This is a genomic window from Microbacterium aurantiacum, from assembly GCF_021654035.1.
Classification (GTDB): domain Bacteria; phylum Actinomycetota; class Actinomycetes; order Actinomycetales; family Microbacteriaceae; genus Microbacterium; species Microbacterium aurantiacum.
The window spans coordinates 509,572-529,422 of sequence record NZ_JAJPDW010000001.1 but is presented as its reverse complement, the minus strand read 5'-3'; the positions used below and the strand labels follow the sequence as shown (position 1 = coordinate 529,422).

18 protein-coding genes and 2 tRNA genes are annotated in these 19,851 nt (G+C 69.1%); 6 read left to right on the top strand and 14 right to left on the bottom strand.

Annotated elements, in window-relative coordinates; translation table 11 throughout:
* Positions 1-1,323: a cytochrome P450 gene (locus LTL01_RS02550; protein ID WP_236967286.1), complete on the bottom strand. Its 1,323-nt coding sequence runs from the start codon at positions 1,321-1,323 to the stop codon at positions 1-3.
* Between the two features lie 54 nt (positions 1,324-1,377).
* Positions 1,378-2,229, bottom strand: coding sequence for an IclR family transcriptional regulator (locus tag LTL01_RS02545; RefSeq protein ID WP_236967285.1), 852 nt, complete (start codon positions 2,227-2,229; stop codon positions 1,378-1,380).
* Between the two features lie 86 nt (positions 2,230-2,315).
* Between LTL01_RS02545 and LTL01_RS02540 the strand changes: the two genes are divergently transcribed.
* Genes LTL01_RS02540 through LTL01_RS02530 form a run of 3 tightly spaced genes read left to right on the top strand, consistent with a single transcriptional unit; the run spans position 2,316 to position 3,838 of the window.
* Positions 2,316-2,993 (top strand): HD domain-containing protein, encoded by a 678-nt coding sequence (locus tag LTL01_RS02540; RefSeq protein WP_236967284.1) that lies wholly within the window; start codon positions 2,316-2,318, stop codon positions 2,991-2,993.
* Between the two features lie 49 nt (positions 2,994-3,042).
* The gene (locus LTL01_RS02535) at positions 3,043-3,468 is read left to right on the top strand and encodes a hypothetical protein (protein ID WP_236967283.1); all 426 of its coding nucleotides are present in this window, start codon (positions 3,043-3,045) and stop codon (positions 3,466-3,468) included.
* A complete protein-coding gene (locus LTL01_RS02530; RefSeq protein ID WP_236967282.1) occupies positions 3,425-3,838 on the top strand; it encodes a VOC family protein in 414 nt (137 codons plus the stop codon). Before LTL01_RS02535 ends, LTL01_RS02530 begins: the two co-directional genes overlap by 44 nt.
* Positions 3,839-3,851: 13 nt before the next feature.
* Here the strand turns inward: LTL01_RS02530 and LTL01_RS02525 are convergent, their stop codons facing one another.
* The 5 genes from LTL01_RS02525 to betT form a co-directional block, all read right to left on the bottom strand.
* On the bottom strand, positions 3,852-4,562 hold the full coding sequence (locus LTL01_RS02525) for a GNAT family N-acetyltransferase (RefSeq protein WP_236967281.1): 711 nt from the start codon (positions 4,560-4,562) through the stop codon (positions 3,852-3,854).
* Positions 4,563-4,673: 111 nt separating this feature from the next.
* Positions 4,674-4,901: an RNA-binding S4 domain-containing protein gene (locus LTL01_RS02520; RefSeq protein ID WP_236967280.1), complete on the bottom strand. Its 228-nt coding sequence runs from the start codon at positions 4,899-4,901 to the stop codon at positions 4,674-4,676.
* Between the two features lie 17 nt (positions 4,902-4,918).
* Positions 4,919-6,475, bottom strand: a complete 1,557-nt coding sequence (locus tag LTL01_RS02515) for a GMC family oxidoreductase (protein ID WP_236967279.1) — start codon at positions 6,473-6,475, stop codon at positions 4,919-4,921.
* A gap of 15 nt (positions 6,476-6,490) precedes the next feature.
* Positions 6,491-7,963, bottom strand: a complete 1,473-nt coding sequence (locus LTL01_RS02510) for an aldehyde dehydrogenase family protein (protein WP_236967278.1) — start codon at positions 7,961-7,963, stop codon at positions 6,491-6,493.
* Between the two features lie 59 nt (positions 7,964-8,022).
* A complete protein-coding gene (gene betT, locus LTL01_RS02505; protein ID WP_236967277.1) occupies positions 8,023-10,092 on the bottom strand; it encodes a choline BCCT transporter BetT in 2,070 nt (689 codons plus the stop codon).
* A 189-nt stretch (positions 10,093-10,281) separates the two neighbouring features.
* Between betT and LTL01_RS02500 the strand changes: the two genes are divergently transcribed.
* Positions 10,282-10,590, top strand: coding sequence for a DUF222 domain-containing protein (locus LTL01_RS02500; protein WP_236967276.1), 309 nt, complete (start codon positions 10,282-10,284; stop codon positions 10,588-10,590).
* A gap of 435 nt (positions 10,591-11,025) precedes the next feature.
* On the opposite strand, the gene LTL01_RS14795 is transcribed toward LTL01_RS02500, so the two are convergent.
* The 7 genes from LTL01_RS14795 to serS form a co-directional block, all read right to left on the bottom strand.
* The gene (locus tag LTL01_RS14795; RefSeq protein ID WP_236967275.1) at positions 11,026-11,550 is read right to left on the bottom strand and encodes a helix-turn-helix domain-containing protein; all 525 of its coding nucleotides are present in this window, start codon (positions 11,548-11,550) and stop codon (positions 11,026-11,028) included.
* Between the two features lie 347 nt (positions 11,551-11,897).
* Positions 11,898-11,986: transfer RNA gene (locus LTL01_RS02490), tRNA-Ser, on the bottom strand.
* Positions 11,987-12,061: 75 nt separating this feature from the next.
* Positions 12,062-13,393: an LCP family protein gene (locus tag LTL01_RS02485; protein WP_236967274.1), complete on the bottom strand. Its 1,332-nt coding sequence runs from the start codon at positions 13,391-13,393 to the stop codon at positions 12,062-12,064.
* Complete coding sequence (locus LTL01_RS02480; protein WP_236967273.1) at positions 13,390-14,718, bottom strand: LCP family protein; 1,329 nt, start codon at positions 14,716-14,718, stop codon at positions 13,390-13,392. Before LTL01_RS02480 ends, LTL01_RS02485 begins: the two co-directional genes overlap by 4 nt.
* A gap of 59 nt (positions 14,719-14,777) precedes the next feature.
* Positions 14,778-14,862 (bottom strand) — tRNA-Ser (locus tag LTL01_RS02475).
* Positions 14,863-14,996: 134 nt separating this feature from the next.
* Positions 14,997-15,905 (bottom strand): HAD family hydrolase, encoded by a 909-nt coding sequence (locus LTL01_RS02470; protein ID WP_236967272.1) that lies wholly within the window; start codon positions 15,903-15,905, stop codon positions 14,997-14,999.
* On the bottom strand, positions 15,902-17,182 hold the full coding sequence (serS, locus tag LTL01_RS02465; RefSeq protein WP_236967271.1) for a serine--tRNA ligase: 1,281 nt from the start codon (positions 17,180-17,182) through the stop codon (positions 15,902-15,904). Before serS ends, LTL01_RS02470 begins: the two co-directional genes overlap by 4 nt.
* Positions 17,183-17,244: 62 nt before the next feature.
* Between serS and LTL01_RS02460 the strand changes: the two genes are divergently transcribed.
* Both LTL01_RS02460 and LTL01_RS02455 read left to right on the top strand, forming a co-directional pair.
* Positions 17,245-18,393 (top strand): diacylglycerol/lipid kinase family protein, encoded by a 1,149-nt coding sequence (locus LTL01_RS02460; protein WP_236967270.1) that lies wholly within the window; start codon positions 17,245-17,247, stop codon positions 18,391-18,393.
* 104 nt (positions 18,394-18,497) lie between these two features.
* A complete protein-coding gene (locus tag LTL01_RS02455) occupies positions 18,498-19,850 on the top strand; it encodes a cryptochrome/photolyase family protein (protein ID WP_236967269.1) in 1,353 nt (450 codons plus the stop codon).
* Position 19,851 lies beyond the last annotated feature (1 nt).

Genomic DNA, 19,851 nt, shown 5'->3' with positions numbered 1-19,851 from the left:
TCAGGCCTCCCAGGTGACGGGGACGGAAGTGGGTGCGCGGAAGGAGAGGTTTTCGCCGAAGGCGATCGGCTCGCCGGTCAGGCGCAGGCTCGGCACGGCCGCCGCGGTCTCCTCCAGGACGATGCGGTCTTGGAGCTTGGCAAGCATGTTGCCGAGGCAGTAGTGGATGCCGTAGCCGAACGACATGTGGTTGCGCGCGTCGGTGCGGGCGATGTCGAACACCTCGGGGTGCGCGAACACCTCCTCGTCGCGGTTGGCCGACCCCATCACGAGCAGGATGCCGGCGCCCTCGGGGATCTTCACTCCCCCGATCTCGGCGTCGCGGAGGGCCTTGCGGCGCCACGCCACGATCGAGCCGCTGTAGCGGAGCACCTCGTCGATCGCCGACGGGATGCGCGACGGATCGGCGACGATCGCCTCCCACGCCTCACGATGCGACAGGAGGACGCGGATCGAGTTCGCGATCAGTGTCGTCGTGGTCTCGTGGCCCGCGAACAGAAGGCTGTAGCAGAGCGAGGCGATCTCGTGATCGGTGATCTCTGCGCCCGCGCCCTGCGCTTCGACGAGGTCGGCGATGAGGCTGTCGCCGCCGCGCTGGTGGGCCTCGACGACGAGGCGCTGGCACTCCTGCCAGTACTCGACGAGGTTGTGCGCATGCGGAACCTGCTGCTCGTCGCTGAGGTCGCCCCACGTCATCGCTCCGCGCGAGTCCGACCACCGCTTGTAGGTCGGCACCATCGCCGGGTCGACACCGAGCAGCGTGAGGATCGTGATCGTGGGGATGTCGAAGGCGATGTCATGAAGGACGTCACCCTGCCGATCCGGGCTCTCGAGCATGCGCTGCAGCGCGGTGCGCGTGTTCTCGCGGATCGTCGGCTCGAGAGCCTTGAAGCGCCGCGGCGTGAAGGCGCGCTGGGCGATCGCGCGGATGCGGGTGTGGTCCGGGGGGATGCGTGCCGAGAGACCGGAGTACGCCGTGAACCCGCCCTCCTTCATGATGCGGGTCGCCTCGGCGCCGCGTTCGCGGACGGGCGCCTGCGCGTTCTCACTCGAGAACGTCTCCCAGTCGTCGAAGACCGCGCGGACATCGGCCCAGCGCGTCACGACCCAGTAGCCGATGCGCTCGTCGTACATCACGGGCTCCTCGCTGCGGAGGCGCTCGTAGGCGGGGAACGGATCGGTCATGTCGAACGGCTCGTACCCGTGGTGCGCGGAGTCGCCGGCGCCGGCGCCCGTGAAGGCGGTGTGGTCCACCGGGCAGGCAGCTGCGGCGGCGGCATCCTGAGTGTCTGCATCATGCAGATCGGTGGGTTGGGCCACCATGACGACTCCTTCGTTGTCCGGGCTGGGGCGCCACGTCGGACGCGGCAGTGACATTCAACGTCCGCGGGTGTCGGGCGCGATAGCATCCTTCCGCTGAGCGGAAGCAACTTCCGCGGAGCGCGACGAGCGGGACGGCACGAGGGTCCGGAGCGGGAACGGCCCGACACTGTTCTGGATGCGATGGGCGATACCCCGGAGCGCCGGGAGATGCCGCTCGAGACCGGCGGCGGTCTCAGCGGAGGTCACGAGCCCGAGCGCGGCCCCGATGCTGCCGTCGTACTGGAAGACGGGCACGGCGATCGATGCGGACCCGAGCCGCACCTCATCGACGGTCAGCGCGTAGCCGCGCGCTCGGATGACATCCAGCTCGATCCGGAGCGCATCCGGGTCGACGTGGGTCTTCGGCGTCCGGCTCTCCAGCGGCTGCGCGAGGACGGCCTCGCGCACCCATGATTCCTCGTGCGCGAGGAGCACCTTCCCGACCGCCGTCGCGTGCAACGGCAGACGCCCACCCACCCGCGAGGCCTGCGGCACACGCCGAGTGCCGTAGACCCGGTCGATGTAGAGCGCATCGGTGTGCTCGCGCACGGCGATGTGCACGGTCTCCTGCGTCAGGCTGTACAAGTCCTGCAGGAGAGGTCGGGCGATGTCGCGGACCTGCCGGCCCGCGTGCTGGCCCAGCTCCCACAGGCGCAGGCCGATCTGGTAGCGCCCGTTGTCATCGCGCTGCAGCGCGCCCCACGCCTCGAGTTCGGCGAGGAGGCGATGGGTCGTGCTCAGCGGAATCCCGGTCTCCTCGCTGATCTCCGTCAGGCTTCGGGGCGCGAGGCTCTTCTCGAACACCGCCAGGATCGCCAGAGTCCTGCCCGCCACCGTTTCTCCCGGAGTGCTCACTCCGCCGGCCATGACGCCTCCTCCGCCGGAAGCCGCGTCGCTTCCGATGAGTGGAAGCATAGTTGTCTTACGCGGCGAGCGCCTGCGAGGGTGTCGCCATGAGCTCGCCGACCTCGACACGCCTGGGCCGCGACATCCGCGCGCACATCCCTCCGGCATCCGACGTACCCGGCGTCGTCGCACTGCGCGACGCGGACGCCGAGGTCTGGGCGCTCGCAGCGCCGCACCTCGCTGTCCGCAACAACGACAGCCACACCCTTTACGCGTACGGGATCGCACGGGCGCTGCTTCCGCTCGTCCCGGATGCCGAACCCGAGGTGGTGCTGCCGGCGATCCTCCTGCACGACACCGGGTGGTCGACGGTGCCGGACGCGCTGATTCTCGAAGCGATCGCCCCCGGCGGCGGCCGGCCGGACCTCGTACGTCAGCACGAGGTCGAGGGAGCGCGGATCGCGACGGAGGTCCTGACCGCGCTCGGGCGAGACTCCGACATCATCGGGAGCGTGGTCGCGATCATCGACGGGCACGATTCCCGACTCACTGCGGAGAGCGCGTCGGACGCCGTGGTGAAAGACGCCGACAAACTGTGGCGGGTCACTCCGCACGGGAACCGGATCGTCAGCGACTGGTTCGGGCTCACCCCCGACGAAGCGATGCGGCTGACGACCGCCCGCGTCCACGACGCGCTCTTCACCGAGCCTGCGCGCGCGATGGCCCGCGTCCTCTCCGCGATCGCCTCGATCGACCTGATCCCCGAACGTCGAGGGCTGGCCTGATCCGGACTCGATGACCGGTCAGGCGCGCCGCCGGTCTACAGTTCCGCGTATGCGAGAGACGTCGCTCGAGACCGGGGAGGTGGACCTCGGGCTCGTGCTCGCCCCGCTCGCGATGCTCCCGGGCGATCCCACGGTCCGTCTCGCCTCGGGCCGCTTCGTGCGGTCGACCCTCACCCCGGAGGGTCCGGGAACGATCGCCGTCGCGTGGGACTCGACCGCGGCATCGGCGCGCGTGCGAACGACCGGCCCCGGAGAGGAGTGGCTCGCGCGACGCGCATCGGCCCTCCTCGGAGTCGCGGACGACGCGTCCGGATTCGCTCCGGATGCCGATCCGCGACCGCTGAGCGCCGGCACGCGAGACGAAGGGGTGGACTCGGCATCCCGGCAGGAGGATGCTGATCTCCGACACTCGCCCGCTCGAAGGAGGAGTCATGTTCACCACCGACCGCGCGTTCGCGGGGTTCTCCGTCGATGACATCGAGGCGGCGCGTCACTTCTACGGCGACGTGCTCGGCCTCGACGTCTCGGACAACGTCATGGGCTTTCTCGAGCTCCATCTGGACTCGGGTGCCGACATGCTCGTGTACGCCAAGCCGAACCACACACCCGCGAGCTACACGATCCTGAACTTTCCGGTCCGCGACATCGACGCCGCCGTCGACGACCTCAACGCGCGAGGAGTCGTCACGAAGATCTACGGCGACGACGAGTTCCCCTCGGACAGCCGCGGGATCGTCCGGGCCACGGACCGCGGACCCGACATCGCGTGGTTCCGCGACCCGGCCGGCAACGTCCTCGCCGTCTACGAGGACGACGAGCTCGAGGACGCCGACCGGGAGGACTGAGCGCGGTTCCGGCTCAGATCGCGGGCGTGCGGACTGCCGAGAACGTGGTGTGGCGACGCAGAACGAAGCCGAGCCGCTCGTAGACGGCGATCGCGCCCGTATTCGACGCGGCCGCGTGGAGAAGCGCGCGGTCGCCGCGCTGTTGGATGTGGAACGCGACGTCGAGCACGAGACGCGACGCGAGGCCCTGCCCGCGGAATTCGGGATCCGTCGCGACCGCGCTGATCTCGGTCCATCCCTCGGGGTGCAGGCGCTCGCCGGCCATCGCGATCAGCTTTCCCTCCCGACGGATGCCGATGTAGCGGCCGAGCTCGTGCGTGCGCGGGCGGAAGGGTCCGGGCTGGTTGCGCTCGACGAGGGCGAGCATCTCGGGGACATCATCCGCTCCGAGCTCGATCGCCTCCTCGAAGGGCCGCGTCGCCAGAACGTCCGTCTCCACCATCTGAACCCCCGCACCGTGACCGAGGATCTCCCACCCCGGGGGCGGCGGGTCGTCGGTGCCGGACAGGCCGACCTCGGCATCCGGTCCGACGAGTTCTGCCAGCGCGTCCCACACGCGTGGGTCGTCCCAGCTCCGCGCCGCGACGAAGGGTGCCACCTCAGGCGGATAGCGGCGGACGAGATCGCCGCCGATCGCGAACGGGGCGTGCGGGCCGGTCAACGCGTGCCAGCTCGGGTTGTCGAGGAGGTCGACATCCCGGTGCGTCAGGGAGATGGTGCTCATGCGTGGTCCTTCGCGGGTCGTGGTCCCGCGAGCACAACCCGGCGGTGACGCACGATGTTCCCGCCGCCACGACGGTGAAGGCGGGAACGTGCACCGGGTCGACGTGACCCCTCAGGCGCAGACGCGGACGCGGCGAGCCTCGAACTCCACGACGTCGCCGAGCTGCAACTGCCGGCCCCGGCGACGATCGATCTCACCGTTGACGGTGACGTAACCGTCGATGATCGCCTCTTTCACGTCGCCGCCCGAGTCGAGCAGGCCCGCGAACTTGAGGAACTGACCGAGGCGGATGCCGTCTCCGCCGATCGAGACGTCGGTGATCGGTGTCGGGGTCGTCATGCGGGAATGCTAACCGGTCACGCGCCGCGGATGAGGTCGGCGCACTTCTCGCCGATCATCATCACGGTGATGTTGGGGTTCACCGTCGTGATCTCCGGCATCACCGAGGCGTCGGCGACCCGGAGGCCGGTCACGCCCTTCACCCGCAGCTGCGGATCGACCGGCGACATCGCGTCGTCGATCGCGCCCATTCGCGCCGTCCCCACCGGGTGGTAGACGGTGTTGTGCGTGCGTCGGATATAGTCGGCGAGCTGCTCGTCGGTGACGGCATCCGCTCCCGGAGCGAGCTCGCGCTCGACCCACTCCGCCATCGCCGGCTGGGCGACGATCTCGCGCGCCTTTCGGATACCGGCGATCATGACGCGCATGTCGTGACCCTCGGGGTCGGTGAAGTACCGCGGGTCGACCATCGGCTTGTCGCGGTAGTCCCGCGAACGCAGCCGCACCGTCCCGCGCGACCGGGCGTGGGTGACGTTCGGCGTGAGGCAGAACACCTCCTCCGCCGTCGGGTATCCCGCACGGTAGGTGTGCATGTCGAACGGGACCGAGCCGTAGTGCATCATCAGGTCGGGGCGATCGAGGCCCTCCTCGGTCGGGGTGAAGACACCGATCTCCCACCACTGCACCGACTCGCGCGGCATCGGCTTCTTCGCCTCCCACTGCACGACCCCCTCGGGGTGGTCCTGCAGGTTCGCGCCGACGCCGGGCGCGTCCACCCGCACCTCGATGCCGTGCTCTTCGAGATGCTCGCGCGGGCCGATGCCCGAGAGCATCAGGAGCTGCGGGGTGTTGATCGCCCCGGCCGAGACGATCACCTCACGCGTGGCGGCGATACGGTTCGGGCGGCCGAAGGCGTTGTCGACGTATTGCACGCCGACGCAGCGGTCGCCGTCGAATTCCAGCTCCCGCACGTGCGCATCAGTGAGGATCGTGAGGTTCTCCCGATCGAGGATCGGATGCAGGTACGACACCGACGACGACGCGCGCGTGCCGTCGGGCTGACGGTTCACCTGGAAGACCCCGGCCCCGTTGACCACTGTCTCCCCGGTGTTGAACCGGACGTTCGGGATGCCCGCCTGCTCGCACGCGGCGAGGAGGGCCGCACCCGACGGGTCGGTCGAGGGGGCGGTCATCAGGTGCACAGGCCCGTCGTGGCCGTGGTGGTCGCCGTCGTCCTCGTTGGTCTCGAGGCGCTGGAAGAGGGGGAAGGTGCTGTCGGCGTCCCAGCCCTCGGCGCCGTGCTTCTGCGCCCACTCGTCGAGGTCCTCGCGCGGCGCCCAGAACGCGATGCACGAGTTGTGCGACGAGCATCCGCCCAGCACCTTGGCGCGGGCGTGACGCATGAAGGAGTTGCCGTTCTCCTGCGGCTCGACGGGGTAGTCCCAGTCGTAGCCGGACTCGAGCAGCTCCATCCACCGCGAGAGCGTGAGGACGACATCCGTGTCGACATCCGTCGGACCGGCCTCGAGCAGTCCGACCGTCACGGTCGGGTCTTCGCTCAGGCGGGCCGCGACGGCGGCGCCGGCAGAGCCGCCGCCGACGACGACGTAATCGAAGGTGTGCGTGGTCTCCATGACGGGATCCTTTCGTCAGCGGTTCGCGAACCAGCCGGTCACGGCCGGACGGAGGTTCTGGTAGATGTGCTTGGCTTCCTGGTACTCTGCGAGGCCCGTGGGGCCGAGCTCGCGTCCGAAGCCGGACTGCTTGAATCCGCCCCACTCCGCCTGCGGCAGGTAGGGGTGGTAGTCGTTGATCCAGATCGTGCCGTGGCGAAGGCGCCCGGCGATGCGCTGCACCCGGCCGGCATCCTGCGACCAGACAGCACCGGCGAGACCGTAGACGGTGTCGTTCGCCGTCGCGACGGCCTCGTCCTCGGTCTCGAAGGTCTCCACCGTCACAACAGGACCGAAGGCCTCGTCGCGTACGACCGACATCCCCCGCGTGACCCGGTCGAGGACCGTGGGGAGGTAGTAGAAGCCGTCGGCGAGATCGCCCTCGCCCCAGCGTCCGCCGCAGCGCACGCGAGCCCCCTCCTCGACACCCTTCTCGACGTAGGCGGTCACCTTGTCGCGGTGCGCGGCCGAGATGAGCGGACCGGTCTCCGCCGCATCGTCGAAGGGACCGCCGAGACGGATGCCCTCGGCGCGCCGGACGAGTTCGTCCACGAAGCGCTCGGCGATGGATGCCTCGACGATGAGCCGCGCTCCCGCCGAGCACACCTGCCCCGAATGCACGAACGCGGCGTTCAGCGCGTTGTCGACGGCTGCGTCGAAGTCGGCATCCGCGAATATGACGTTCGGATTCTTGCCGCCGAGCTCCAGAGCGACCTTCTTCACGGTGGCTGCGGCGTTCGCGGCGATGATCCGGCCCGTCACGAGCCCTCCAGTGAAGGAGACCATGTCGACGTCGTCGTGGGTGGAGAGCGGTCCGCCCGCCGACGCGCCGGAGCCGAGGATGAGGTTCGCGACGCCGCGCGGCAGGCCGGCGCCCTCCAGCACCCGCATCATGAGGATGGCGGTGTGCGGGGTCAACTCCGCGGGCTTGAGCACGATCGAGTTGCCCGCGGCGAGCGCCGGCGCGATCTTCCATGCCGCCTGCAGGAGCGGGTAGTTCCACGGCGTGATGAGGGCGCAGACACCGACCGGTTCGTAGACGACGCGGCTCAGCACGTCGGCGGAGCCGGCGTCGACGACACGGCCCGCGTCGTTCCCCGCCAGGCGCCCGTAGTACTCGAAGCACGCGGCGATGTCGTCCATGTCGATGCGCGACTCGACGATGCGCTTGCCGGTGTCACGCGACTCGGCCTCGGCGAACTCCTCCTTGCGCTCGCGAAGCGTTTCAGCGACGCGGAGCAGGAACGCACCGCGCTCGGGCATGGGCGTGTCCGCCCACTCCCCGCGGTCGAAGGCGGCGCGGGCCGCGGCGATCGCGCGAACGGTGTCCGTCTCGTCCGCCTCGTCGACCACCGCGACGAGGGTCCCGTCGGCCGGGCAATGGATCTCGCGGGTTCCGCCGGCTGCGGCGGACACCCAGCGTCCGTCGATGAACAGTGTTTCGGGCATGGGGGGCTCCTTCTGCTCGGGCTTGCTGTGACTGCTGTGTGGGGCGTTGAACAGGCGGGTCAGCTCTGGTGGGTGGGGAAGTCGGACTGCCAGTCCGGGACGGGGGCGTCCTCGACGATCGAGGCGTCCTGGCCGTCGGGGGCGACGCGCAGGAATTCCATGTGGGATTCGTAGTGCGCGACGGCGTCGGCGATCAGCTGCTCGGTGGTGTAGCCGTAGACGTCGTAGCCGCGGGAACCGGTCGCGGTGAACACCTCGAGCCGGTAGTAGAGATCGCTCCGACGGGGCGCGCGGCGCGCGTAGGTCGGCAGCTCTTCAACGACCGGGTAGACCTGGTAGACGAAGTCGGCGTGGTCCGGGAACCGGGCGGTGAGGACGACCGTCGGGAGGTCGACGTCGGGCACGTCGGAGCGCACGCATGACACGTCCACGCCGACCGCGGCGAGTTCGGTCTCGACGTCCCGCAGCGCCGGCTCAGCTGTCTTCTCCAGGTAGTTCAGTGCCTTATCGCGGTCGGGGAACTCGGCAACGCGACGGAGGCGTCGCCGCCACGGCGTCTCCACGGTCGCAATCCGCGCGGTCACGGTCGCGCGGAACCCTTCGGCCTGATGCTGCTCCGTGCGCAGGGCCCGGAAGAGGGAGATCATCACCAGGTACAGCACGATCGAGAACGGCACACCGACGATGAGGGTCGCGTTCTGCAGGGTCGAGATGCCGCCGATCAGAAGCATCGACATCGTCAGCACGCCCGTGACGACCGCCCAGTAGACCCGCATCCGGCTGCCGCCGTCTTCGCGCGGATCCTCGATGATCGAGGTGAAGTTCGCCAGCACGAGCGCGCCGGAGTCTGCGGAGGTGACGTAGAACAGCAGGCCCGTGAGGGTGGCGAGGGCGATGACGAACGGGGCGGCGGGGTAAGCCGCGAGGAGGTCGTAGAACCCCTGCTCCGGCGAGGCGAGCGCCGTTTGCCCGAAGGAATCGTTGCCGCCGACGATGAGCTCGAGCGCGGAGTTCCCGAGGACGGAGATGAAGACGGCGATGAACACGAACGGCACGACGAGGACGCCCGTGATGAACTGACGGAGCGTGCGGCCTCGGGAGATGCGCGCGAGGAAGAGCCCCACGAAGGGTGCCCACGCGATCCACCACGCCCAGAAGAACAGGGTCCACGCGCTCATCCAGCTGTCCGGCTGCACCCACGCGAAGGTGTTCATCACCATGCTCGGGAACGTGGAGACGAAGTCGCCGACGTTCATCACGATGCCGTCGAGGAGCCGCCGGGTGTTCCCGGTGATCGCGAGGAAGAACAGCAGGAGGATCGCCAGGATCACGTTCAGCTCCGACAGTCGTCGGATGCCCTTCTCGACACCGGAGACAGTGGAGATCGTCGCCATGACGACGGCGAGGACGATGAGTCCGACCTGCGCCGCCACCCCCTGCGGGATGCCGAAGAGGAGATAGAGGCCGTAGTTGAGCTGCACCACGCCGATACCGAGCGAGGTCGCGATGCCGAACACCGTGCCGAGGACGGCGGCGATGTCGACCGTGTGACCCGCCCACCCGCGCAGACGGTTGCCGAGGATCGGCGTCAACAGCGAACGGATGCTGAGCGGCAGGTTGCGGCGGTAGGCGAAGTACGCGAAGGCGCCGCCCATGAGGGCGTACATCGCCCAGCCGACGGGCCCGTAGTGGAACAGCGTCCAGACGACCGCCTGCCGCGCGGCCTCGATGTTCTCAGAGGCGCCGGTGGGCGGTTCGTAGTACTGCGCGACCGGCTCGGCGACGGAAAAGAAGAGGAGGTCGATGCCGATGCCCGCGGCGAAGAGCATCGACATCCAGGTGAAGAGGCGGAACTGCGGCCTCGAGTGATCCGGTCCGAGCTTCGTCTTCCCCATAGGGGACAGCGCGAGATAGATCACGAAACCGAGGACGAGCGTGGCCGTAAGGATGTAATACCAGCCGAGGTTGGTGGCCACCCACCCGACGGCCGAGCCGATGACGCCCCCGGCCTGATCCGGAAGGATGATCGCCCACACCGCGATGCCGACGATGAGGACGGAGGACCCGATCAGGACGGGCCAGTTGGGTCTGACGGTCGTTGCGGGTGCGGCGATGGTCTGCTCGGTCATGGTTCCTCCCCGGGCGAGGTCGTTGAGGCCGTGTTCGACAGCTCATGATGGCGCGGCGTGGGGAAACGCGCCGGGTGTTGACGAATGGTGGCCGACTGTGAAAGGGGCAGGCTCCGGATCGCCGGTAGATCGGCGATTCGCGGGTCACTTGCTCGCGGGAGTGTCGGAGGTGCGTCCTACCGTGCCGCCATGACGATCGATGAAGTCCTCGTAGAAGGCGAACCCGCCGTTCTAATCCTCGAAGCACTGAGGTCGATGACGGTGACCCACGACGGTGATGGAATGTCCACGATGAAGGGGAGGATCGGAGGCGACAGCGGCGCCGCGCTTCTGCACGCTCTCGGAAACATCACAGCCGAGTTGACGGCCGAAGACATGCGCAGTTTTCTCCCCGGGAGGACGCCCAACCGACGCACGGAGGAACAGCGGGAGGCGGACGCCTTCATCCTCCTCGCTGATCGAGTCGACAAGGCGCTGACCGCGTGGCGAAACCGATGACACCAAGAGCGCAACTCTCCGAAAGGTGAGGACGCCTGGTCGGAGTGACTACGCGGACGCCGCTTCGACCATCATCTCGACGGCTTCGATCATGCCGTATCGGGCTCGCAAGGTGTCTAGGATTTCCTCGACGGTGAGTGCTGCACCGTAGCGGCCGGAACGACTCGCGATCTCCTGCACCGCGGTGAGCGCGCGCCTGGGGTTGAGCGCGACGGTGTTCTTCGCGGCCTGCAGCCTCCGCTACAGGGATTCCCCGCTTCACGAGCTTGGCGTCCTCGTGATATTCGAGCTCTTCGAGGATCGTCGAGCTCCAACTCGGTCGATACGCGCCTTCGATCGCGAGGGAAAGGAGGAAGTCACGTTGCAGGCTCGGCCACAGCACGCTGGTGTCGAGGGTTGCCGTGAACACGTCCCCCATCGTGTCAGGCTCCGGAGCTAAAGGCGGGCAGCCCGCCACGACGCGACCGCCTTCCTCGCCGATTTGAGGTCCTCTAGCGTCTGTTCGACGTTGTCCTCGTCGACAGCGTCACGCGTAGAAGAGAGCATGTCGTACTGACGCTCACGACGGCGCTCCCGATACTCGAGCAGATCTGCAAGGAGAACACGGCGATGCGTTCCGGCCCTCTCGAACGGGATCTCGCCCTCGTCGAGGAGCTTGACAACGGTCGGGCGGCTTACGTTCAGGAGATCTGCTGCTTGCTGAGTGGTCAACCGCGTCGTTTGCGGCACAACCGAGACGGCCAGCCCGCGCTGCATGGCATCAACAACCTTGCGGAGCGCAAGGTAGACCTCCTCCGGGAGTTCTACCTGATCGCCTGGACGCGCTCGCGCGAGAAAGTACCTTGGCTCGGGAAGAGCTCGCCCGACAGCCTCATGGGCGGCGAGGAAGTCCAGAACAGGAGCGAGCTCGTCTCCCCTGCTGGGAAGGTACGTCTCTTCGATGACTGCAGCGCGAGACACGGGAATCACCTCAATACACGTAAACGCAGAAGGTTGCGTTTGTTGCGATTACGATAGCATGCGTCACCGACAGATCGAAGGAGCATGCTGGGATCAGGGCCACTGCCGGCCGCGCTCACCGCACGTGGAGCTTCAGGAGCGCATAGTCCAACGGGATGCGCTCCGACGAGAACATCGCGCCGATCGCGGCAAGCGACGGATTGTGGACAGCCCGCCCGAATCGGCCGTTGTGGAGGAACGAAGGTCTGCCAGAAGCGTTCGTACTAGTTCTGGAGCCAGAGAGGTACGTGCTCCCGACCTCGCGCTCCGGATGCGGGATTGACAGGCGCTGACCGGGGGTTTTTCAGCGGAGACGGAGGGATTTGAACCCTCGGTCCCCGTGAGGGGACTCCACCTTAGCAGGGTGGTGCACTAGGCCTGACTATGCGACGTCTCCAGGCGCTCGACGGAAAACCAACGAGCGCGCCTGGCAATCATAGCCGCACAAGCCGCTCCTGCCGAACCGCGCGGATCAGGACTCGGGGCGCGTGCAGGTGACCTCGGCAGCCGTGGTGCCGGCGATCTGGGAGGGCAGCTCGACGCGCTCAATCGGGGCGGCGGCCTCACCACCGGTCTCGCCCTCCGCCTCGGGTGCGGCATCCGTCTCGCCCGCCGCTGCGTCGCCCTCACCCTCGGGCGCGGGCTCCGCCGCCTCGCCGGCGTCGACCTCGCCGCGCACCTCGACGCCATACCCCTGGCTGGCCTCGCCGGTCAGGGTGACCGCCTGGTTCTCCCGGAGCGCCGCGAACAGCACGTCCGCCGCGTCGCGTACCGGCAGCACGTGGACGAAGTCGGCGTCGTACTCGGTGGGGTACTGCACGAAGACGATGTCTTCGAACGGCACGTCCTTGGCCGCCATCGCGATCTGCACCATGCGCATGGGGTTCGCCAGATCCGAGCTCAGCACCAGCTGCGGCGGGTCCTGCCGCGTCAGGCCGACGGCTGTGGTGGCGAAGCGGAGCAGCGTCTGCGGATCGCCGAGGACGGCATCCGATTTCAGCTTGCGCACCATCGACGACATGAACTGCTGCTGATTGGAGATGCGCCCGAGATCGGAACCGTCGCCGATGCCGTGGCGGATGCGGAGGAACTGCAGCGCCTGCACGCCCTGCAACGTGTGCTCGCCCTCAGTGAGAGACAGGCCGGTGTGGACGTCTGAGATGTCACCGGCGACGCACACGTCGACGCCGCCGATCGCGTCCGACATGTCGATGACGCCGGTCCAGCGGATCGCGGCGGCGAAGTGGATCTCCTCGCCGGTGAGCTCCTCGATCGTCAGCGCCGTGCACGGAAGACCGCCGTACATGTACGAGGCGTTCAGCGGCTGCGCCGACATCGCCGAGTACTGCCCACCCTCGCCGTCCGGGCAGGAGGGGATCGGCACGATCATGTCGCGCGGGAAAGACACGACGGTCACCCGCCGCGGCTCGTCGGAGATGTGCACCAGCATCGTGACGTCGTTGCGCTCACCCTCGGCGTCGTTGTTCGCGCAGCGCGGGAAGAGCGAGATGTCCTGCCCCTCGCACGAATCCGATCCGACCAGGAGGACGTTGACCCCACCCTCGATCTCGCCGATCGACGGCGGGAGCACCTCGTTCCCGACGAGCTCGACGGACGAGTCCTCGAGGGCGGAGACGGTGTCCCACACGGTGTACGCGGCGACGCCGGCGATGCTCGTGGCGAGCACGGCGACCACGACGCCCACCACCGACAGGGCACGGATGAGCGGATGCCGCGTCTCACGGGCATGCCGTGCGACGGTCTCGCGCCCCGCGCGGGGCGCCGGCTGATGCGCGCCGGTCACCCGAACCCGCGCAGGTTGCCGTTGGAGCAGGTCTCCTGCGCCGCCGTGGAACCGGGGATGGTCGACGGGAGTGCGACGGAGGTCTCCGCCGGCGCCGGAGTCGGCTCCACGGCCTCGCCGTCCTCTTCGGGGGCCACCTCGCCACCGTCCTCCGGTGCGGCCTCGCCCCCGTTCTCCGGTGCGGGCTCACCGTCCTCGACAACCACGACGCCCTCGTTCGCGCCGGCCTCGCCGGTGAGGGTCAGCGGCTGGTTGGCGGCGATCGCGTCCCACAGGACCGACGCGGACGCCTCATCGGGCACGACCTTGTTCTCGTCGTACGGGTCGGTGAGGACGGGGTACTGCACGAAGACGATCTCGTCGAAGGGCACGTCGCGGACGGCGAGCGCGATCTGCACGAGCGTCAGCGGGTTCGTGAGGCTCTGGCTGGGAGTGACGTTGTCGACGGTGGTCGTCGCGAGGCGGTAGAGCGTCGCGGGGTCGGAGAGGACCTCGCCGCTGATGAGCTTCCGCGCGAGCCGCGACATGTACTGCTGCTGGTTCGAGATGCGCCCGAGGTCGGAGCCGTCACCGACGCCGTAGCGGGTGCGGAGGAACTGCAGAGCCTCCAGGCCCTGGATCGTGCGGTTGCCCGCGGGCCAGTCGATGCCGGTGTTCACGTCGCGGATGCCGGAGGCCAGGCACACCTCGACGCCGCCGACGGCGTCGGTGATCTCGATGACCCCGCCCCACGTGACCTTCGCGGCGAAGGGGATGTTCTGCCCGCTCAGCTGCGACACGGTCTTCACGACGCACGACAGTCCCCCGACCGAGAACGCGGAGTTGATCGGCGCGTAGCTCTGCGGCGACGACTCGCTGCCGTCCTCGCGGGTGCAGGAGGGGATCTCGACCATGAGGTCGCGGGGGAACGAGACGACCGTGACGCGACGGGGCTCGTCCGAGATGTGGACGAGCATGTTGACGTCGTTGAGCTCGCCCTCGGCATCCGCTCCCGAACACCGGTCACCGAAGAACTGGGCGTACTCGGGCTCGCACGCGTCGGTGCCCGCGAGGAACATGTTCACGCCGCCCTCGATCGCGCCGATGTCGGGCGGAACGCTCTCCTGGCCCTCGAGTTCGACGGCCTCATCGGCGAAGCCTGTGGCGATGTCGGTGACGGCGTACGCGGCGATGCCCGCACCCGAGACGAGGACGACGGCCAGCATGATGCCGACGATCTTCATGAGCGAGGCGAACGGATGCGGCGAGCGCAATTCTCCGTGCCGGGCGACGGTGCGACGCCCCGACGCCGGACGCCGAGACGAGGGCTGGGACTTCTCGCTCACTCGGGTCCTCTCGGGTGGATCTCGTCGTACTCCGCCCCGGGGTCATCCGGCACACTCTGCGGAGGGTGTGGGATTCGAACCCACGGGACATTGCTGCCCACTGGTTTTCAAGACCAGGTCCATCGGCCGCTCGGACAACCCTCCCGACCGGATGCCGGGTCACGGCGCCCTGTCGAACGGCGTCGAGTCTAGCCGACCGCTCGGTCGCCTCATTGTTCCAGTGCACGCCTGAGGACGGGCTGAGACACCCCGCTCCGCGTGATCGTGCAGCCGCTCGGTCAGAGCCGATGCAGGACGGCGGCGACACCGCCCTCGTGGACCGACAGCGTGATCTCCCCCGCTGCGTCGTGCACCTCGGGCGGCCCCTGCTTCATCGCCACCGCGCGGCCGCCGTTCTCCACGGCCCAGCGCATCATCCCGACGTCGTTGCGCCCGTCGCCGATGACGAGCACGTGCGGCGGGTCGATGCCGAGCTCGGTGCGGACGAGTTCGAGCGCGGTGCTCTTGTCGACCCCCTGGGGGGCGATGTCGAGCCACGCCGTCCACCCGACCGAGTAGGAGACCTGGCTCAGGCCGATGCGCGAGACGAGGTCGACGAAGTCCTCTTCCTGCTGCTCCGGCGAGACGACCACGACACGGCAGACCGGCTGATCGCCGAGCTCGTCGAAGGCCACCCGCCGCGCCTCGATGAGGTTCCAGTCGTCGAGGTACTCGGTGTACAGGCGGTCGCCGTTGGGCAGCTCGACGAGGTAGCGCGCATCCGGCAGGTGGACGCGGAGGTCGGCGAGCACCTCACGGGGGTCGAAGGTCTCGACGTGCCAGCGCTCGTAGAGGAGATCGTCGGCATCCTCTCGGCGGAGCACCACGGCGCCGTTGGAGCAGACGACGTACTCGGGGGCGAGCCCGAGGACGCGCAGGATGCCGCGCGTGGCCTCCCAGCTGCGTCCCGTCGCGATCATGACCTCGTGGCCGGCACGGTCGGCGTGGGCCACCGCATCCACGACGCCAGGGCTCAACGACTCGTCCTCGAGGATCAGCGTGCCGTCGATGTCGAGGGCGATGAGCAGCCGCTCCGTGGGGACCGCGGGGTCCTCGGTCTCGCGGGCTACTCGCTCGACGAGCTTCGCGGCCTTCTTGGCCTTCACGACCTTCACCTCGCCCGTGGGCGGCAGGTGCGCTTCGCTCATGCGATCGGCTCCAGCACCTCGAGGCCGCCGAGGTACGGGCGCAGCACCTCCGGCACGGCGACGGATCCGTCTTCGCGCTGGTGCGTCTCGAGGATCGCCACGATCCAGCGCGTGGTGGCGAGCGTGCCGTTGAGGGTCGCGACGTGCTGGGTGCGCCCCGTGCCGCCGTCCTCCGCGGCGGGGCGGTGACGGATGTCGAGCCGACGCGCCTGGTAGGTGGTGCAGTTGGAGGTCGAGGTGAGCTCGCGATACGCGCCCTGAGTGGGCACCCACGCCTCGATGTCGTACTTCCGCGCGGCGCTGGAGCCGAGGTCGCCGGCGGCGACGTCGATGACGCGGTAGCCGAGCCCGAGGTCCTGCAGCATCTGCTCCTGGAGGGCGACGAGCCGGAGGTGCTCGGCCTCGGCATCCTCCGGGGTCGTGTAGACGAACATCTCGAGCTTGTTGAACTGGTGCACGCGGATGATGCCGCGGGTGTCCTTGCCGTACGAACCCGCCTCACGGCGGTAACAGGTCGACCAGCCGGCGTAGCGCTTGGCGCCGGCGGCGAGGTCGAGGATCTCGCCCATGTGGTACCCGGCGAGGGGCACCTCGCTGGTCCCGACGAGGTAGAGGTCGTCTTCGGGGAGGTGGTAGATCTCCGCGGCGTGCTGCCCGAGGAACCCGGTGCCCCGCATCACCTCGGGACGCACGAGGGTCGGCGGGATCATCGGGATGAACCCGGCATCCAGCGCCCGCTGCATCGCCAGCGACATCAGGGCGTACTCGAGGCGCGCGCCGACCCCGGTGAGGAAGTAGAAGCGGCTGCCGGAGACCTTGGTGCCGCGCTCCATGTCGATGGCGCCGAGCATCTCGCCGAGGGCGAGGTGGTCGCGCGGCTCGAAGTCGAAGGATGCCGGCTCTCCGTGCGTGCGGAGGGTGACGAAGTCGGCTTCACCGCCGGCGGGCACGTCGTCGATGACGAGGTTCTCGATCGCGGCGAGCGCCGCTTCCGCGGCCTGTTCGGCCTCACCCACGGCGTGCTGCGCGGCCTTCACGCGGTCGCTCAGCTCCTTGGCCTGGGCCACGAGCGCCGCCTTCTCGTCTTTGGGGGCCCGCGCCACGAGCTTGCCGTGCGCGTTCTGGTCGGCGCGGAGCTCTTCGAACGTCGTGATCGCGCGGCGACGGTCATGGTCGGCGGCGAGCGCGGCATCCACGGTGTCCGGAGAGAGTCCGCGCTTCTCCTGCGAACGCTTGACCTGGTCGGGGTTGTCGCGGAGGAGGGTGAGATCGATCACCCCTCCGAGCTTAGTCACCGCCCGCGTCGGGGCAGCCCTGAGGTCGGGCCTATTGTGTACGCATGACCCCCGATCGCCCGGGTGCGCCGGACCCGGAGGACGCCGCGGCCCCCAACGACATCATCCGCGAACCCGAGGATGTCGCCCCCGACACGACGGGCGATGCCGACGGCGAAGCGCGCCGGGTGGACACCGAGGGGCGCACCGCGGAGATGTCCGGCGGCGACCGTGCCGGCAAGGTCGCGGCGCTCGTCTACAACCCGACGAAGGTCGAGGCGGACGGCCTCCGCCGCGCCGTCGAGACGGCCGCGCGAGACGCCGGGTGGGCCGAACCGCTCTTCTACGAGACGACGGTCGACGATCTCGGCGACGACGTCACCCGCCAGGCCCTCCAGAAGGGGGCGGATGCCGTCCTCGTGGCCGGGGGCGACGGCACGGTCCGCGCCGTCGCGGAGGCCATGGGCGGGACCGGGATCCCCCTCACGATCGTCCCGAGCGGGACGGGCAACCTCCTCGCCCGGAATCTCCGCCTGCCCCTGGACGATCGCGATCGCATGATCCGCGCGACCTTCGAGGGTGACCGCCTGGCGATGGACATCGGCTGGGCGACGCTCACGCGCCCCGACGGCACGCGCGCCGACCACGCCTTCGTGGTGATGGGCGGGGTGGGACTCGACGCCGCGATGATCGCCAACACCAATCCCGCGCTGAAGAAGAGCGTCGGATGGGTCGCCTACGTCGACGGCGCGGCCCGGTCGCTCGCGAACGCCAAGCCGTTCCGCGTCATGTACGAGATCACCGGCCACCGCCTGCACTCGGCGCGCGTGCACAGCGTGCTCTTCGCCAACTGCGGGTCACTGCCGGCGGGCCTCGAGCTGATCCCGGAAGCCTCGCTCACGGATGGGAACCTCGACATCGTCATGTTCCAGCCGAAGGGGGCGCTCGGCTGGATCTTCGTGTGGCGCCGCGTCGCGTGGGACAACAGCTTCCTCCGTCGCTTCCGTGCCGGACGCCGGGTCTTGGCCCTCCGCACGAAGGACAACGCCGTCCGCTACGCCCGTGGCACCGGCGCCGAGGTCGGGATGGCCGAGCCGCACCCCGTGCAGCTCGACGGCGACGAGTTCGGCGAGGTCATCGACATCGCCACGCGCGTGGACGCCGGCGGACTCCTCGTCGCCGTCCCCCGCGGGCACGACACGCGCACCCTCTGAGTCCGCTCGCCGGCGGAGGCGCGGCAAGCGGCGGGAAGTATACGCATCGCGGCGCGGTTCGCCGAGACCGCCCCGAGGCGTCCCTGCCGCGCCAGGATGGTCGCATGAGCAGCCCCAGCATCGTGTGGTTCCGCGACGACCTGCGCCTCGCCGACAACCCGGCCCTGCGTGCGGCGATCGATCGGGACGAGCCGATCATCGCTCTGTACCTCCTCGACGAAGAGAGCCCGGACATGCGCCCGCTCGGCGGTGCCGCACGCTGGTGGCTGCATCACTCCCTCGTCTCGCTCGGCGAGCGCATCGCGGAACGCGGCGGCCAGCTCATCCTCCGCCGAGGCGCGGCCGCCGACGTCGTGCCGCAGCTCGTGACCGACACCGGTGCCGGTGCGGTGTTCTGGAACCGTCGCTATGGAGGGCCCGGACGCACGGTGGACGCCGACCTCAAGGCCTCGCTTCGCGACGACGGTGTCGAGGTCGCGTCGTTCGCGGCATCCGTCCTCTTCGAGCCGTGGACCGTGACGACCGGGTCGGGAACCCATTTCTCGGTCTTCACCCCGTTCTGGAAGGCCTGCCAGGCCCTGCCGTCGCCGCGCGCGCCCCTTCCCGAGCCGCGCGAGCTCGCCGGTCCCGGCCGGCGCGTCGCGTCGGACGATCTGGACGACTGGGCACTGCTCCCGACGCGCCCCGACTGGGCGGGAGGCCTGCGCGAGACATGGGAGCCGGGAGAGCCGGCGGCTCGGGCACGCCTACGGGAGTTCCTCCGCACCGACCTCGACGACTACTCCCGCGGCCGCGACGAACCCGCCCGCGACGTCACGTCGCGCCTGTCTCCGCGCCTGCGCTGGGGCGAGATCAGCCCCTACACGGTGTGGCACGAGACCGTCGAGACCGGCGGCGGGGCGAAGTTCCTCTCCGAGGTGGGCTGGCGCGAGTTCGCGTGGCACACGCTGTACCACTTCCCGGATCTCGCGACGAAGAACCTCCGCCCCGAGTTCGACGCCTTCCCCTGGCCGCGGCTGGAGCCGACCCACCTCGAGGCGTGGCAGCGCGGGGAGACCGGCGTCGCGCTCGTGGATGCCGGCATGAAGGAGCTCTGGCACTCCGGCATCATGCACAACCGCGTGCGGATGGTCACGGCATCCTTCCTCATCAAGAACCTCATGATCGACTGGCGCCGCGGCGAGGAGTGGTTCTGGGACTGCCTCGTCGACGCCGACGAGGCCTCCAACCCGTTCAGCTGGCAGTGGGTCGCCGGATCCGGCGCAGATGCCGCCCCGTACTTCCGGGTGTTCAATCCCGAGCTGCAGCGCGAGAAGTTCGACAAGCACGACGAGTACGTCCGCCGGTGGGCCCCCGAGCACCTTGATGGCGGCGCTCCCGAGCCGATCGTCGACCTTAAGGCCTCGCGGAACGCCGCGCTCGACGCGTACGAGAAGGTCAAGCGCACGCCGCGCTGAG